This is a genomic window from Pasteuria ramosa (assembly GCF_056496785.1).
The window spans coordinates 1606529-1622741 of the sequence record NZ_CP143099.1; the positions used below are offsets into that span (position 1 = coordinate 1606529).

Consider the following 16213-nt stretch of genomic DNA (forward strand, 5'->3'; position numbering starts at 1 on the left):
AATTGTATCAAATCAATATAATTTTAGCTATTATTTAAATTTAAATAATTAAATTAAACATATAAGAGGAATAAGTAAAACTTAGTTTCCTTATTAAAACATGTTTATTGATATTTTAACACTTATGATAAAATATAATCATGAAAGTAATGATAATAACATCTTTGAAAACACTTTATTAGTCTCAAATACACATTGCATTAAAGTTTAGGCACAAGTCCATTTATAAATATAATTAAATTTATTATAACAATACAAATATATAAATTCTCTTTTTAGAATAATTAAACATAAGGATGCTAAATTACTCTAAAAATAAAAACGATATTTTGTATAAACAAATAATGTTCAAACTTAGATTATAATAAACTTTTTAAGTTAATTTTTGAAAATCAAAAATTATGGCCTATTTTTTTTGGCAAGTACAGGTATAAAAAATAAACTATCAAAATCTGTGAATTGAAAAAAGAGACGTAAAGCATACGTCTCTTTTTTCAATTACTCATATATGCTAATTTTTAAATTTAATATTAACCAATTTTATTAACTAATAACCATGCATTATTATTAGGGGTTGATGAAAGTAATGAAAAAGATTGCGTTCCATTATTACTTATTTCAAGTGTAGAATTTAAACTTTGGATATTAACAATAAAACTTCCAAATATATCTGTATCTTGAAGAGCACAAATACCATAATCAAGATTTGTTGCACCATTCAATAATAAAGTAGCACTCGCAGGGATATTACCTTGAATAGGTCCAATAGACCAACTTACAAAATAAATACCAATGCTTTGTATTTGAACCAAAGAAGGTGTAATAAAAGAAATAGGTCCCTGAACAAAAGAAGTTTGTTGGAAAGTGACACTTTGTCCCACAGCAACCGTCTGCGAAGTCGAAGAAACAACCCTTATAGCTACTGTTGAAATACCAGGTCCTGTTGCTCCTGTATTACCTTGTATTCCCCTTGGTCCTTGAAGTCCCTGCGCCCCTTGAATTCCTTGTATTCCCCTTGATCCTTGCAATCCCTGTGTCCCTTGAAGTCCCTGCGGTCCTTGTATTCCTTGTATTCCCCTTGATCCTTGTATACCTTGGGGTCCCGTTGCCCCTGTTGCTCCGGTTGGTCCCGTGTCGCCTATTGCTCCGGTTGGTCCTGTTGCTCCTGTTTCCCCTGTTGATGCTGTTCCTGTTGGTCCCGTGTCTCCCATTGCTCCGGTCGGGCCCGTGTCGCCTATTGCTCCGGTGTCTCCCATTGCTCCTGTCGGGCCCGTGTCGCCTATTGCTCCGGTGTCTCCCATTGCTCCTGTCGGGCCCGTGTCGCCTATTGCTCCGGTGTCTCCCATTGCTCCTGTCGGGCCTGTGTCGCCTATTGCTCCGGCGTCTCCCATTGCTCCTGTCGGGCCTGTGTCGCCTATTGCTCCGGTGTCTCCCATTGCTCCTGTCGGGCCTGTGTCGCCTATTGCTCCGGTGTCTCCCATTGCTCCTGTCGGGCCTGTGTCGCCTATTGCTCCGGTGTCTCCTCCCGGACCTTGTGGCCCCTGATTACCATCCGGACCTTGAGCTCCTTCTGGACCTGTTATTCCTTCTGGACCTTGAGCTCCTTCTGGACCTGTTATTCCTTCTGGACCTTGAGCTCCTTCTGGGCCTGTGACTCCTTCCGGACCTTGTGGCCCCTGATTACCATCTGGACCTTGAGCTCCTTCTGGGCCTGTATCTCCTATTGGTCCTGTGTCGCCTATTGCTCCGGTTGGTCCGGTGTCTCCTCCCGGACCTTGTGGCCCCTGATTACCATCCGGACCTTGTGGCCCCTGATTACCATCTGGACCTTGAGCTCCTTCTGGGCCTGTTATTCCTTCTGGGCCTTGATTACCATCTGGACCTTGGGCTCCTTCTGGGCCTGTATCACCTATTGCTCCGGTGTCTCCCATTGCTCCAGTATCTCCTGCCGGTCCTGTTGGTCCTGTTGGCCCTGTCGGTCCTGTTGGTCCTGTTGGTCCCGTGTCTCCAATGCTTCCTGTTGCTCCAGTATCTCCTTGAAATACAGTTAATCCTGTATCTCCTGTTACCACCAAATCTCCGCTTGCTTCTGATATTCTATTGTTAATTGAAAATCCCAAAAGCGTTTCATTACTCGTAAAATCTATCAAATTATCACTCTCAATCTTGTTGTAAATTATATAATTTTAAATAAAATTCATTAAATAATAGTTTTTTAAATTAATTTTTATATTATGAATTGATCCAAAAATATGATAATATTTTATCTATATCATTATTATTAATATAAATTTAATACTCCTATATCAAATGCTTAATAAAAAAATATAAATATTCATAATTCATTAAATTTTTATTAATCATCCGAAAATATTATCTTAATTTATATTTGAATATATAAATATTTACAACTAAATGGTAAGTTATTTATATAATTCATCCCAATAATATTTATCAATTAATAACTAGATTTTTTATAATGGGAAAAATTAACATAAAACTTTAGTTTAATTAATTTTATAAAATTTTATATATATCATTATTATTCATATAAATTTAATACTCCTGTATCAAATGCTTAATAAAGAAATATAAATTATTTTAAAAAAATATCCAAAAAGAACTTTGCAAAATAATGAATGAATAATAAGAAAGTTTATAATCTTAAATAAGGTACTTGGGACTTGTGCCTAAACTTTAATGCAATGTGTATTTGAGACTAATAAAGTGTTTTCAAAGATGTTATTATCATTACTTTCATGATTATATTTTATCATAAGTGTTAAAATATCAATAAACATGTTTTAATAAGGAAACTAAGTTTTACTTATTCCTCTTATATGTTTAATTTAATTATTTAAATTTAAATAATAGCTAAAATTATATTGATTTGATACAATTGATTGTTCGTGTAAATTGTCTGAATTTTTTAATTTATATTTTTGGATTTTATATAAATTTTTTGAATTTATCTAAAGATAAATGATGATTGAATATTGCTGAGATTAGATCAAATTGCTTTGAGAAATTTTTCAGTTTATTACGATATCTATTAGCAATAAGCTTGAATCTTTTTAGCCATCCTATAACTCTTTCAACTAAGGATCTTTCTTGGGATAAAATATGGTTATAGTCTTTTTCTTCTTGGCTTAAAACCTTGTATTTACTGTTTTGATAAGGTATAATCGCATACAAATGATATTGGTTTAGGCCTTTAAAACCTGAATCACCTAGCAACGTTGCGTTTTCTGATAATGGAATACGTGATTTTTTGTAAAGATTAAAATCATGTACGCTACCAGGAGAGTAATTTGTAAAATAAATCTTGGCAGTTTTAGAGCAAATTAAAATTAAGGATTTCTTACTTGTTTGTTTTTTACGTCCAGATAAATAGGGTTTGTAATTCACCTTAGGACGTTGAATGCATATTTCTGTACCATCTATAATGAATCTGCCATATGTTAAGCTAGGTAGATATTTTTTCATATTTTTAGGATTTTCTTTATTAAGTACTTTTGTTGCGACAGCTTGTACCTTTTTTATAGTTTTATTAACAGTACTGCTAGTAACATCGAAAGTTTTTGCAATACTTCTATAAGTACGACCAAAGAAAAAATTATGAAAAAACAATAACACTTGATTTTCCGGGTCAAGTATGTTTGGTCTACCCCCTTTTTCATGGTTTTTCAAGTCATATTTTCGCACACTTTCTACTATAATTGAAAAGGTTATTTTATCGACGCCTACGGCGGACATAAATTCTTTTTCTGTTAATTTTGCTATTTTTGCATATTCCATATTTACATATCTCTTGTTAATATTAGACATAGTTATCTGCTCTTTTCTTTTAGTGTTAAATTCCATATTAATAGTAGTATATATACATAAAAACAACAACACAATTTAATAATAGTGTTGTTGTTTTTATGTATATAAAGAAATAGCATTTTAATTTAAAGATATCAAAACACAAAAATTTATCTTTTTTCATATCTTAATGAAATTCCAAAAAAATAATAATATATATAATATTTTTTAGTTTATTCAGATTATTATAACAATATAGCTCATAAATAAGAATAGATATTGAAATTTTATATTTTTAAAAAAATTTAAAAATATCCATAAATGACAATTGTTCGTCTTAATCACATGTATTAAAGTTTAGGCACAAGTCCTTGTACAAAAATGCTAATATAGACGATTAGTGCAGATTATTAGCATTTTTGTACAAGTCCATAGGTTGGTTAAAAAGATTTAAGATTATTTCTAATAGATATCGTAATAATCCTAAAAAATTTCCAGAACAATTTGATTTAATATGCGCAATGTTTAATGCTCACCTAGCTTTAGGGAAATTCCAAGAAGTTAAAGAAGTTAAAGAAGATAAAAAAGCAAACTAAATAGCAAAATTAAAAATTATGACAATTTACATATGTATTAGTTAGGTGCTTTTAATAGAATTTAATTGTTTATAGTTACAAAAATGACAAATTAAACCTATTAATAAAATCCCTAAAACAAAAATCTTCGTTTTTTTATATTTTAACACTATTGATGGAATTTAAACACAAAAATAGCTATTATCATAGCTTTTAATGCCTTTGATTAGACCCTTAAACTCCCTTCACATTGATTCTTGGACAAGTCCAATATACATTACTGTAAAATTTAATATTCAAAAGCAATAATTAAACCTATATAAATCTAAAAATAAATGCTTAAATATTAAATATGCCAAAATAGAAAAATTAGATGCAGATAAATTCATGTCTGCTTTTGGTTTATATAACTTCACATGCAAAAAAGTGTAAATAATTAATAAAAACCAATAAAAGTTACGGCATTTCCAAAGTTTAAAATATAATATATTTTAAACTTTTACAAAAAAAAGCAGGCATTCTTTTCTTAGAATTGATGATAAATTATGTAAAAAGAAAAATTAATCATCATTAGATAAACATGCTATACAAGGTGCAAGTAACTATTATTCTAATATATATAAAAAAGATATTAATTAAAAATTAATATCTTTGATAATGCCATTATTATTATTTATTTTAAAAAAGTTGGAAATATATCTTAAAAACAAAAGCTTTTATTTGAACAGAGAAATAGCTAAGTTACGTAATTAAGCATAAAATTGATAAATTAATCGAAAAATCAAAACTACCTTTTGTTTAAAAAATAATACTCAAACTTAAGATTATAATAAAATTTTTAAGTTCATTTTTAAATATCGGACTTGTCCAAAAACCTATGTAAAAGGGAGCTGCAAAATCTAACATAAAACACAAAAAGCTTATAATAACGGCTATTTTGGAGTTCTAATTATCCCATGACTAATGGAATATTTAAAATTTCTGGACAAGTCCATCAAAAAGAAACGTATTATGAATACGTTTCTTTTTGATATTATAAATAAATTAATAATCTAAAATTTCAGTTTTTTTATCAACCAATTTTATTAACTATTAACCAAGCATTACTATTAATTGGTGATGACAGCAGGGAAAATGCTTCGTCTCCATTATTACATATTTCAATCGTAGAATTTTGTTGTCCAATATTCACTACAACACTACCTGACATATGTGTATTTTGACGCGCACAGATACCATAATCAAGGGGCGTTTTACCATTTAATAATAATAAACCACGCGCTGGTACACAACCTTGAATCGGGCCAATTGACCAAGTAATAAAATAAATACCCTTACATTGAATTTTAATCAAAGAAGGACTTAAAAATGAAATAGGTCCTTTTGAAAACGAAACTTCTTTAAAATGTACACTTCTACCAGGTCGTACACACTGAGATACCCAAGAAAAAACTCTTATAACTACTGTACAAATACAAGTTCCTGTTGGCCCCGTAACTCCTGTCACTCCCGAGGCTCCTGTTGCTCCTGTTGCTCCTGTTGCTCCTGTTACTCCTGTTGCTCCTGTTACTCCTGTTATTCCTGTCGTTCCTGTATCTCCTGTTGCTCCTGTATCACCTGTAAAAACAGTTACACCCGTGGCGGCTACAGAAATTGTTGATCCAATCTTAAAATTTAAAACCTTCTTGTCACTTCCTGTTGTTAACATTTTATCAAAATTTTGATTAACGATTTCTTTATTTTTAGAATTTATGTAGGATGAATCTATCATTTCTTTGTCTAATTTTTCGTAATTATCTTTATCAGAATTTTCCGTCTCTAAATTTTCTTTCATAAACATAAATATCACCTTCAACCCATCTTTGATGATTAAAAAATTTTATATAATTTTTATACAATGTATTAGCGTCTTATATTATTCATCATTATATATGTTGTTTAAATAAATGTACAAATAAAATTAATAAAATTATTTTTTAAATATTTAAATAAAAAAAAGGCGTTAAGCCCTTGGGATAATATTTAATATTTAATACGTATATCTTGTATATTTACTAACCAATCATAAATCAAAGCACCTACCATAAGGATACCTGACAAAACAATCAGAATAACTTTTAGTAACAGTTGACGCTCTTGCGCATAAGAGGTCCATTTTTCCGTTGTCCATTTACGCAACCATTTCATATGAAAAAACATTTGAATATTTACCATTAGCAACAAAGAAATAAACATTACAAACCAATATGAAAGAGGCATTTCCCATATCCAAGGTATTGCAGATCGACGCAACCATGCTTGCAAAAAGCTTAGGAAGCTTAAAAGTAATAAGACAAAAACACCACTTTTATAATATAAAATAAAATTAGGACCTAGGCGTTGCCTTTCATAATTATATAGTCCTTGTAAAAAAGGTAAATAAAACATCAAGGGCCGCTGAAACCAAAAACGTAAGATTCCTAAGATTAAAAAAAGCATTCCGCTAACTAAACATATGGAACGAGCTGACCATTCTTGTAATAAACAAGTGCCTAAAAAACCAAAAAAAGAAAGCATAACAAGATGGCTATATATCAATTTATGAAGATAAAAACGTTTTAAAGTTAAAGTGTTAATTATTATATACCCCCATCTATGAAAACGATGTTATCACATTTAAAAAAATTTGCTTCACAGCCAATTCTTTAAACAAATGACCACTTTTAATTCCTTCTTCTACTGCCAAAGCTTCCTTTAACCAGCATAAAATCTGACCCTCAGTAAAAAGTTGTGCTTGTTGAAAAATACCTTTGGCAAAAAAAGGATGGATATTTGCTTCTTTAGCTAAAGTAGTCGCATTGCCATTCTTTTGGGCAACTTCTTTAGCAAAACTCAATAAACGAAGTCGATGTATCCAAATAAATAATAATTTTAAAGGTTCAATACCCTGCTTACCTAACTGATTAATGGTCTGCAAAGCTTCTTTAGCTAAACTTTTAGCTAACTGATCGACAAACACAAATATTTGCTCAACAGGTGTATGTGGGACTAATAAATCAATATCTTCCATCGTCACCTCATAAGGACGTTTCTTAGGATATTGGGCTAATTTTTGCACCTCTTGTTTTAACAATAACATGGATGAAGATGTTTTAATCATTAAAGCTTCTAGTACATTTGCTGCAACTTGCAAATCATGCTGACGCATCTGCTTATATAACCATTTTTTTAGTGCCTCTTCTGATAAAGGACGAAAACGAACAACCAGATCACTTTTATGAAATAATTGAACAATTTTTTTTCTTTTATCTAACTTATCAGCTTCCACAGTCAAGATCAAGGTAACATCTTCGGGTATATTTTGAAGATATTTTTGTAAGACCCCATAATCATGTTTAACCTCTTTTTTTTGTTGCTTAGCAGTAAGAAAAATGGCATTCTTAGCTAAAACAAAACGATGTCTTTGGAGCAGAGTAGACATAAATAATTGCGAAAGTAAATCTTGAATAGCAGTTTTTTCAAGATCAACCACTAATTTGTCTAAAAAACCTTTTTTACACAAAAGACGTTCGATTAATTTAAATGTTTCTTCCTGCAAAAAACAATCTGTACCATAACAAATATATATCGGACGCAACTTACCTTGGCGTAACTCTTTCCAAACTATTTCCATCGTCCCACCTCCTGTTATTTTTTACGCATATTTGATAAAGGATAAAGGTTTGGTTTTAACATCGTCGTAAGCGAAAAAAATGTTGGTTTTATCATCAAAGTAATCGCACCATGTTGATCTGTACGCCAAATAGTCGTACCGAGCTGATTTAGACGTTGTAAAACTAAGGGATCAGGATGATGGTAACGATTAAATTTACCCACAGAAATAAAAGCATGTTTTGGCTTGAGTTGTTCTAATAGAGCTAAAGTTGATGATGTCTTACTCCCATGATGAGCTACTTTGAGAAAATCAACCTTTGGTAAAACGAATTTTTGTTGTATGCTTGCCTCACCAACTTCTTCAACATCGCCTGTGAATAAAAAAGACCATTTATAAAGACGAAGTAAAAAAACCAAGCTATGTTCATTAATCGATAATGATTCATTAACCCCTGAAGGATGTAAGAAACGCCAACTAACCCCAGATGCTAAAGAAGCAAAATCACCAGCTTGACGATATATAATTTGTGTACCTTTTCGCTGTAGTTTTGTCAACAATATTTGCTCAAAAGGTTTTGCTGGATATGGACTACGTATCAATCGTTTAATTGAGATACGATCGACAAGCGAAGCTAAATCACCAATATGGTCAATATCACCATGCGTAAGCACCAATTGATCAATTTTAGCAAAACCACGTTGCCAGAGAAAAGAAAGTAAAACTGATGAAGCAGCTTCTTTCTGAGCATATCGCCCTCCTGTATCAATAACAATCACTTTGCGATAGGGTAACTCAATCACAATAGCATCCCCTTGACCAACATCTAAGATGGTCACACGTATTTCATGAATATTGAAAGGTGCATAAAGGAAAAGAAAGAGCAATAATATACCGCTTAGACTACTAAATATCCGATGAAGATAAGATGTTCTTTTTAACCATGCAAAAACAAAATAACCGATTGACAAGGTTAATAATATTTGCGCGTTAAAGGAAGTGATCGGCATCACAATATGGCAAAAAGGCAAAGAAGCCAGTCGCGCTAGGAGATTTTGCAATCCCATCACAATGACACCTAAACCTTGGCTCAACCATAAAGTAACTTCTGGCCATAAAAAAGCAAGGAATAGTAGGATAAATAAAGAAGGAATAAGTAAAAAACCATATAAGGGAACTAAGATAAGGTTTAACGGAAGTGAGAAAATAGAGACAATTGGGGTAACTTTTAAAGTTAATGGGAGCGAGACTAATTGGGACGTGAACGCAATTGTTAAAGAATTACGCATGCGACCTAAAAAAACCGGTAATCGCTTTTTTATATGGGGAGCTAAAAAAAGGAGAAAAAAAGTTATCCCATAGCTAAGTTGGAAACCTAGGGAAAAAGCTAATGAAGGCTTGTACAGGAGTGATACAAAAAGCATAATTGAAAACGCATATGAAGCTTTAAAAACTGATTTCCTTAAAGAAGCTAAAAAGAGAATAATCGCCATACCACCAGCTCGTAAAGCTGATGATCCTGCACCAGCCATTATGACATAGCTTATGATGGACATGCTAACGAAAAAAACATGCATCTTAGGCGGAAATTTGTTAGTCAATAAAGCAATTAAACGACTACAGAAACTAACATGAATACCTGAGACAACTAATAAATGAGCTAATCCCAGCATCGTATATTCTAGTCGTGATTTCATAGAAATAAATGTCTTGTCACCTAATAAGACAGCAAAAGCAACACCTTTTAAAGATGATGCAAAAGATTCATTTATTTTTTTGGCCAGTAAAAATCTTGTTTTATCAACAAAAAACATAAAGTCTTTTTTATATACAAACTTTTTTTCGATACTTAATGGGATAATAACAAACGATACATCTTCCAAAAAAAGCATTTGTGCTAAATCAAAAGCAAAAGGATTTCTTGCTGAGGAAGGTTTATCTAAGACAGCCTTAAGACGTATTTTTGTACCTGAAGGCAAGAAAAAGAATGGTTCAAAATACTTACAAGAAAGCGTCATATGAGCTTTAATTGGCTTTTTCGATGATAATAAATCAATGAATAAGCTTTTTTGTTTTTCCTTGTCATCTAAGCACCAAAAAGCATCTCTTAATGAAACCACAAAAGAGCCTTCACCCAATGGAACAGAAGGCATCGTTTGGTCAGGCAACCAAAATCGAAAGATAAAAATAGCCGCTATAAAAAAACCAAAAAAGATGCCCTTACGCTGTTTAAGGAGCCATCTTTTAGTTCTATCTCTATGTAATGTTTTTAGATGATAAATAATAAAAAAAAAGCTAAACATCGTTAGCAATATTAAAAGATTCATCTTATCTATATAAAAAATAATGATACTCAAAAAGGCACTTAAAGCAGCCGTGAGAAACCATTTATTCATATACAGGGTAAAGTGATACCTTTTTGGAATTGATATTTTCCTTGTCGATCTTTATAAGAAACCATACACTTTTCATCAGCTTCAAAAAACAACACCTGACATAAACCCTCTTCAGAATAAATTTGAGCTGGTAAAGGTGTAGTATTAGAAATTTCTAATGTGACATGACCTTCCCAACCAGGCTCAAAAGGCGTCACATTAGTAATGATACCACAACGCGCATACGTTGATTTACCCACACATATAGCAAGTACGTTCTCTGGAAGACGAAAATATTCCACAGATCGAGCTAAAACAAAAGAATTAGGTGGAATTATACATACCGGTCCTTGAAAATCCAAAAAAGCTTTTTCATCGATATTTTTGGGATCAAGAACCGAAGTTATAGCATTATGAAAAATCTTATACCTATCCGCCACCCTTAAGTCATAACCATAGCTGCTTAAACCAAAACTAACCGCTGAACCTTTACCTGTATTCTTTTCTATAAAAGGATCAATCATACGATGCTCTTTAACCATTTGTATAATCCAGCTATCTGATTTTAAACCCATAAATAACTCCTTTAATGTTTATAATCTATATAATATTCATTTTAAATTCAAAAATAAAATCACAAAGAGTGTCTTCTTCTGCGCCTATTAGGTCTTTTTTTCTTCCAAAATACTAAAGCTATTAAGCCTAAAATCAAAACAGAAGCAGCAGCTATACTAGTATATATAACATTTCGATTATCAAATAGGCTCGTTTGTTGATCATCAGAGATATTTTCTTTAAAATTCACATAATCAGTGTTAACCTCAGTCTTCAGTCCTGGGCTGCTAATACCACTCTTAGTATCTGCTTTAGATTCTTTTAAATTATCCTTTGATTTATCAACCACCACATGTGAAACACTATAATTTTTTGGTTTAGAACTACTAGGGGTATCTGGCAAACCAGTTGGTTTATTATTGTTCTCCAACGCACTGTCAATAGTACGCATAAATTTCATTACACTTATATCTGTCATTTTTTTCTCTAACTTATGCCTTTTACTGTTTAAATCTTCGAATAACTTAGTTAGATCATCCTTCAAAGATTTGAATTTTTTTACATCATCAGACTCTTCCTGTGTATGAGGCAAACTATTTATATGAGTAGTTAATTCTTCTAAAATATTGTTTTGTTTTGATAAAGAATTCAATCCCTCTAACAAACTCTTCAATACATATGATGATTCATTTGTATATTTATGATTATTATTTGGATATATACTTTCTATATGTTCTATTTCTTTCTTAATATCAGAAACAAGTTTTTCCGCTTTTGAAATTAAGTTGGGATTACTAATATCTGATGATTGTCCTTGAACTATATCAAGCTTCTTTTCCTCAGGTCTACCATTCGGATTACTTTTAGTATGAGTTGCTGCTGCATTATTATTTTTGTTATTAGTGGCTTCTGTTTCGTTATATATATTATTTTGATACAAAATAAAACAAAATACTAAACCCAATGTTAATAATTTGTTATTAAACATAACTGCCTCCTTTCTAGATTTATTGATATATACCTATTAGTAGGTGATATCAATTCTATAGACATTCATATGATTTGGATTAGTCAGAATAATAAAAACATATAAAATATGTATTAACATGAATCTAAATATATAACTAATATCTATTTGTAATAATAATAACATATTCTGCAATCAATTGCGCCTGGAATTAAAATAAAATTTTTTCTGCCAATTTTTTAGCAAATTCTTTACTAATCCCTTTCACACGTTCTAAATCTGCAACACTACGAAAAGGACCTTTTTCCTCACGAGACTTAATAATAGCTTCTGCTTTAGCTTTACCAATACCTGGCAATGCTTGTAAGTCGCTAACTGTAGCAGTATTAATAGCTATTTTATCATTATTAGGAGCTGTTATCTTCTGAGGCAAACAATTATTTTTACTAGAATCAAGATGTGGAATACACACAATTTGTCCATCAGTTAACTGCTGTGCTTGATTTATTTTCATCGCATCTGCAGTTTTTGTTAAACCTCCAGCCATTTGAATAACATCTAAAATACGAGCACCTTGGTTTAATTTATATACACCAGGCTTATTAATCTCGCCCTTGATATCGATCATTAAAAAAGTAATCTTATCTGCCTTAGCTTGTCTATCTTCTTTATGATCAACTTCACTTCGTTGTGCTCCCACTTCAATATTTTCTGATACTGGCTGTTGTTGCAAGAAAATGATTAACATAAAAATAGTTAAAAACCAAGATAAAACAAGTCCTATGACTAATAAACGTTCTCTACTTGTTTGTAACCACATTTATCTCACCTTCATTGTTAAAAAATAAAATCATCTTAAGTTCTTTAAAGAACTTAAGATGATTTTTACTTTCATACTTTTTTCATACTTTTTTCATACTTTTTTCATACTTTTTTCATACTTTTTTCATACTTTTTTCATACTTTTTTCATACTTTTTTCATACCTTTTTCTTTTAACTCTTTTACCCAATTAACAACTTCACTTACTTGAATTTGACCTTTTTCGCCTGTTTGACGTATTTTCCAATCAACATAGCCATCTGAAATATTCTTCCCTATAATAATATGAATAGGCATGCCTAAAAGATCAGCTTCGTTAAATTTAATACCTACCCTCTCTGTGCGATCATCAAAAATAACTGAAAGATGATGTTCCTGAAATTGCTTGTATAAACGTTCACCCCATACTTTTTGCTCTTCTTGTTTTAGATTTACCACAATTAAATGCACTATATAAGGAGCTACAGGCAATGGCCAAACCAATCCATATTCATCATGATGCTGCTCGACAATAGCAGCCATTAAACGCGAAACACCAATACCATAACAACCCATCCAAAATGCTTGTTCTTTGCCTTCTGTATCAAGAAAATGCGCTTTGAGTGGTTCACTATAACGTTTTTCGAGTTGAAAGATATGACCTATTTCAATCCCGCGTTTCCATATTAATGTTTGATTTGGACAATGTATACATTGATCTCCAAGTGCAATCTCGCGTAAATGACATATCTCATAAGGTAGTTGGTCTAAATCGCGTTTTAAGGATACATAGCGCAAATGGGTATCTTGCTTGTTAGCACCTACGATCCATTCAGGCATCTTACAAAGTTCTTGATCGATCAAAAGTGGTAGTTTTTTCGGTAAATTTAATGGGCCTAAGAAACCTGGTCGTACACCAGTAAGCTCCAAAACTTGTTTATCATCAGCTAAAACACAATTAGAGGATTTACATTGTTTTTGTACGTTCATCAAACTAAGCGTCCGATCACCACGAATAAGTGCCAATACCGGTTTATCATCAACCATAATTAACAAACTTTTAACAATATCAGCTGCTTTAAGTTTAAAAAAAGCTGCTACTTCGTCAATAGATGAACAAGAAGGGGTCAAAATTTCCTGTATGTCAAATAATGTATCATGTGATGAAATTTCATCATTGATCATAGGTGTAAACATCGCTTGCTCAATATTGGCAGCATAACCACAATGTTCACAAACCACAACCGTATCTTCACCCGCTTCAGAAGTAACCAAAAATTCATGTGTATTACTACCACCGATTGATCCTGCAGATGCTTCAGCGACTTCAATATGTAAATGACATCGATGAAAAATATTAGTATAAGCACTTAAAACATCTTGATAAGTTACTAAAAGTGATTCTTGATCCGCATGAAAAGAATAAGCATCTTTCATCAAAAACTCGCGACCTCTTAACAAGCCCGAACGAGGCCTAATTTCATCGCGAAATTTTGTCTGTAGTTGATACAATAACAATGGTAAACGCCGATATGTCGAAATAGCATCACTGACCAAAGTTGTAATAACTTCTTCATGCGTCGGTCCTAAAACAAAAAATCGTTTATGCCGATCTTGAAAATGCATCAATTCTGGTCCATAAGCCTCATATCTACCTGTTTGTTGCCACAATGTAGCAGGATGTAAAACAGGAAGTACAAGTTCTTGACCTCCTATGCTATTCATTTCATCACGTATAATATATTCAATATTTTGCAAAACTTTAATAGCCAATGGCAAATAATTATAGATACCAGAAGCAAGCTGACGTATATATCCAGCCCTTAATAAAAAACGGTGACTAGCCATTGTAGCTTCGTTCACCGTCTTTAAAGTAGGTATAAAGGCCTTACTAAAACGCATATTTATGCTATCTCCTTCAAAAATATTTTAAACTTATATATAATATATAAGTTTTTTATTGTTTTTTTTTGTTTGTTTTGTTTTTTGTTGTTTTTTGTTGTTTTTTGTTGTTTTTTGTTGTTTTTTGTTGTCTTGTATCGCACTAATTACAAAAACCAACCGATAATATCACCGATCACTAAATAACCCATCCAAAGCAAAAGCATCATCAAACCAATGACATAAAGACCAATCTCAAATTTTTTGTTTAATGGTTTACCACGAATAAATTCCACGCTTAGAATTAATAGCTTTCCTCCATCTAACACAGGGGTTAACGGCAAAAGATTACCTATACACAGTGCAACATTTAGGATAGCTAAGATATAAATAAAATTTAGTACATCATACGTTAAAACAACTTTATAAATAATTTTCAAAATATCCAAAGGCCCGCTTAGTTTGCGTTCTTTGCCATATAGAGGAGTACCTTCTTTAAACACACCTAGCAATGCCTTGCATAAAATTAAGACCTGAAAACCAATCCTTGATACACCAACATTTAAGACAGATATAAAACTAGCTTTATCCTCAGAAATTTTCAATTTCACATAATCATGAAATGTCGTCTTTGTTATAGGAGGAGGTAACTTAATTTCCTTCTCAGTATTGTCACGCTTAACTGTTAAAAATAAAGGATCTTCCTTGCTAACACTCTGATCTAAAACCGAAATTGTATATTTACTACCTACAACAGGCCACATATTAATAGCAACCAATTCATCATTCTCTTTTAATTGACTAAATACTGTGTCATTCGAATCTTCAAAAACATTAGCTATTTTAATGTAATTAGTGTCAGAAGCAAATGTGAGAATAATAAATAAAAACATGGCAAGAAAAAGATTAAAAATAGGACCTGCTAAAATGGTCAGAAAACGATGCCAAATAGTTTTTTGATCATAACAATATTTTTTTGGCACAATATAATAAGGGGGTAAATCACTGTCCTGTTTTGTTACACACACGGCTCCAATAGCAATATCGTATGTTTTAAGATGTTCATTTTCCATTAAAGAAAGCTTAAGCTTGTTAAAATCAAAATGATCAACTGTACCTTTGATCCAATTATTAGCAACATTCGGTATCTTAGCCATCATATTATCGTAAATAAATTTTGTCTTCTCTTTATCAGAAGGTTCATACAGATAAATAGAATCTACTTGCTTATTATTAGGCCGTAAAAAGATATGTACCGTATCACCTTTTTTAAGTTCTGGTTCCGTGTTTTCTAAAGACAACAAACCGGCCATTTTAACATAGCCACCGAATAAAATAAGCCGCACACTATAAATCGTACCAGTCTTCTCTGAACGCTTGGACCAAATTTTAGGACCAAATCCAACTGCAAATTCATGTACAAATATCCCTGCTCTTCTTGCAAAAATATAGTGGCCTAATTCATGTATAAAAACAACAAGACTCATCGTCAAGATTACAGATAAGATAGATAAAATAACCTCAAATACCGAAATAGCGCCCAACATAATAACCCCCATAGCCGCATCTTTTAACATGATCTTTAATCAAACACCTGGTTTACATTCTAAACAAATAAACCT

General features: G+C 31.8%; 11 protein-coding genes and 1 pseudogene. 1 reads left to right on the plus strand and 11 read right to left on the minus strand.

Going from position 1 to position 16213, the window contains the following annotated elements; all coding sequences use genetic code 11:
• Positions 1-530: 530 nt before the first annotated feature.
• Together VS182_RS06755 and VS182_RS06760 are read right to left on the minus strand one after the other, a co-directional pair.
• Positions 531-2066 (minus strand): annotated as a pseudogene (locus tag VS182_RS06755) (collagen-like domain-containing protein); the annotation flags it as partial.
• A gap of 883 nt (positions 2067-2949) precedes the next feature.
• The gene (locus VS182_RS06760) at positions 2950-3864 is read right to left on the minus strand and encodes a transposase family protein (RefSeq protein WP_479492543.1); all 915 of its coding nucleotides are present in this window, start codon (positions 3862-3864) and stop codon (positions 2950-2952) included.
• A 362-nt stretch (positions 3865-4226) separates the two neighbouring features.
• On the opposite strand from VS182_RS06760, the gene VS182_RS06765 reads away from it, so the two are divergent.
• Positions 4227-4403 carry a hypothetical protein gene (locus VS182_RS06765; protein WP_479492545.1) on the plus strand — a complete coding sequence of 59 codons (177 nt, stop codon included), beginning with the start codon at positions 4227-4229 and terminating at the stop codon, positions 4401-4403.
• A 1051-nt stretch (positions 4404-5454) separates the two neighbouring features.
• Here the strand turns inward: VS182_RS06765 and VS182_RS06770 are convergent.
• The 9 genes from VS182_RS06770 to VS182_RS06810 all read right to left on the minus strand — a co-directional run bounded on the left by VS182_RS06770 (position 5455) and on the right by VS182_RS06810 (position 16168).
• Positions 5455-6216 (minus strand): hypothetical protein, encoded by a 762-nt coding sequence (locus VS182_RS06770; protein ID WP_479492546.1) that lies wholly within the window; start codon positions 6214-6216, stop codon positions 5455-5457.
• Between the two features lie 188 nt (positions 6217-6404).
• On the minus strand, positions 6405-6938 hold the full coding sequence (locus VS182_RS06775; protein ID WP_479484395.1) for a hypothetical protein: 534 nt from the start codon (positions 6936-6938) through the stop codon (positions 6405-6407).
• Positions 6939-7014: 76 nt separating this feature from the next.
• Positions 7015-8034, minus strand: a complete 1020-nt coding sequence (holA, locus tag VS182_RS06780; RefSeq protein WP_479484396.1) for a DNA polymerase III subunit delta — start codon at positions 8032-8034, stop codon at positions 7015-7017.
• Positions 8035-8048: 14 nt separating this feature from the next.
• Positions 8049-10316, minus strand: coding sequence for a DNA internalization-related competence protein ComEC/Rec2 (locus VS182_RS06785; protein ID WP_479492547.1), 2268 nt, complete (start codon positions 10314-10316; stop codon positions 8049-8051).
• Positions 10317-10405: 89 nt separating this feature from the next.
• The gene (gene dcd / locus VS182_RS06790) at positions 10406-10963 is read right to left on the minus strand and encodes a dCTP deaminase (RefSeq protein ID WP_479492548.1); all 558 of its coding nucleotides are present in this window, start codon (positions 10961-10963) and stop codon (positions 10406-10408) included.
• 59 nt (positions 10964-11022) lie between these two features.
• Positions 11023-11931 (minus strand): hypothetical protein, encoded by a 909-nt coding sequence (locus tag VS182_RS06795; protein ID WP_479488655.1) that lies wholly within the window; start codon positions 11929-11931, stop codon positions 11023-11025.
• 190 nt (positions 11932-12121) lie between these two features.
• Complete coding sequence (locus VS182_RS06800) at positions 12122-12730, minus strand: ComEA family DNA-binding protein (protein WP_479488656.1); 609 nt, start codon at positions 12728-12730, stop codon at positions 12122-12124.
• 148 nt (positions 12731-12878) lie between these two features.
• A complete protein-coding gene (locus VS182_RS06805) occupies positions 12879-14612 on the minus strand; it encodes a proline--tRNA ligase (protein WP_479488657.1) in 1734 nt (577 codons plus the stop codon).
• Positions 14613-14758: 146 nt separating this feature from the next.
• Complete coding sequence (locus VS182_RS06810) at positions 14759-16168, minus strand: M50 family metallopeptidase (RefSeq protein ID WP_479492549.1); 1410 nt, start codon at positions 16166-16168, stop codon at positions 14759-14761.
• Between the last annotated feature and the right edge of the window lie 45 nt (positions 16169-16213).

Excerpts from the sequence above, each read along its gene's own strand:
- VS182_RS06760 (WP_479492543.1), bottom strand. The coding sequence starts at position 3,864 with ATGGAATTTAACACTAAAAGAAAAGAGCAGATAACTATGTCTAATATT.
- VS182_RS06770 (WP_479492546.1), bottom strand. The coding sequence starts at position 6,216 with ATGAAAGAAAATTTAGAGACGGAAAATTCTGATAAAGATAATTACGAA.
- VS182_RS06775 (WP_479484395.1), bottom strand. The coding sequence starts at position 6,938 with ATGCTTTCTTTTTTTGGTTTTTTAGGCACTTGTTTATTACAAGAATGG.
- holA (WP_479484396.1), bottom strand. The coding sequence starts at position 8,034 with ATGGAAATAGTTTGGAAAGAGTTACGCCAAGGTAAGTTGCGTCCGATA.
- VS182_RS06785 (WP_479492547.1), bottom strand. The coding sequence starts at position 10,316 with ATGTTTAGCTTTTTTTTTATTATTTATCATCTAAAAACATTACATAGA.
- dcd (WP_479492548.1), bottom strand. The coding sequence starts at position 10,963 with ATGGGTTTAAAATCAGATAGCTGGATTATACAAATGGTTAAAGAGCAT.
- VS182_RS06795 (WP_479488655.1), bottom strand. The coding sequence starts at position 11,931 with ATGTTTAATAACAAATTATTAACATTGGGTTTAGTATTTTGTTTTATT.
- VS182_RS06800 (WP_479488656.1), bottom strand. The coding sequence starts at position 12,730 with ATGTGGTTACAAACAAGTAGAGAACGTTTATTAGTCATAGGACTTGTT.
- VS182_RS06805 (WP_479488657.1), bottom strand. The coding sequence starts at position 14,612 with ATGCGTTTTAGTAAGGCCTTTATACCTACTTTAAAGACGGTGAACGAA.
- VS182_RS06810 (WP_479492549.1), bottom strand. The coding sequence starts at position 16,168 with ATGTTAAAAGATGCGGCTATGGGGGTTATTATGTTGGGCGCTATTTCG.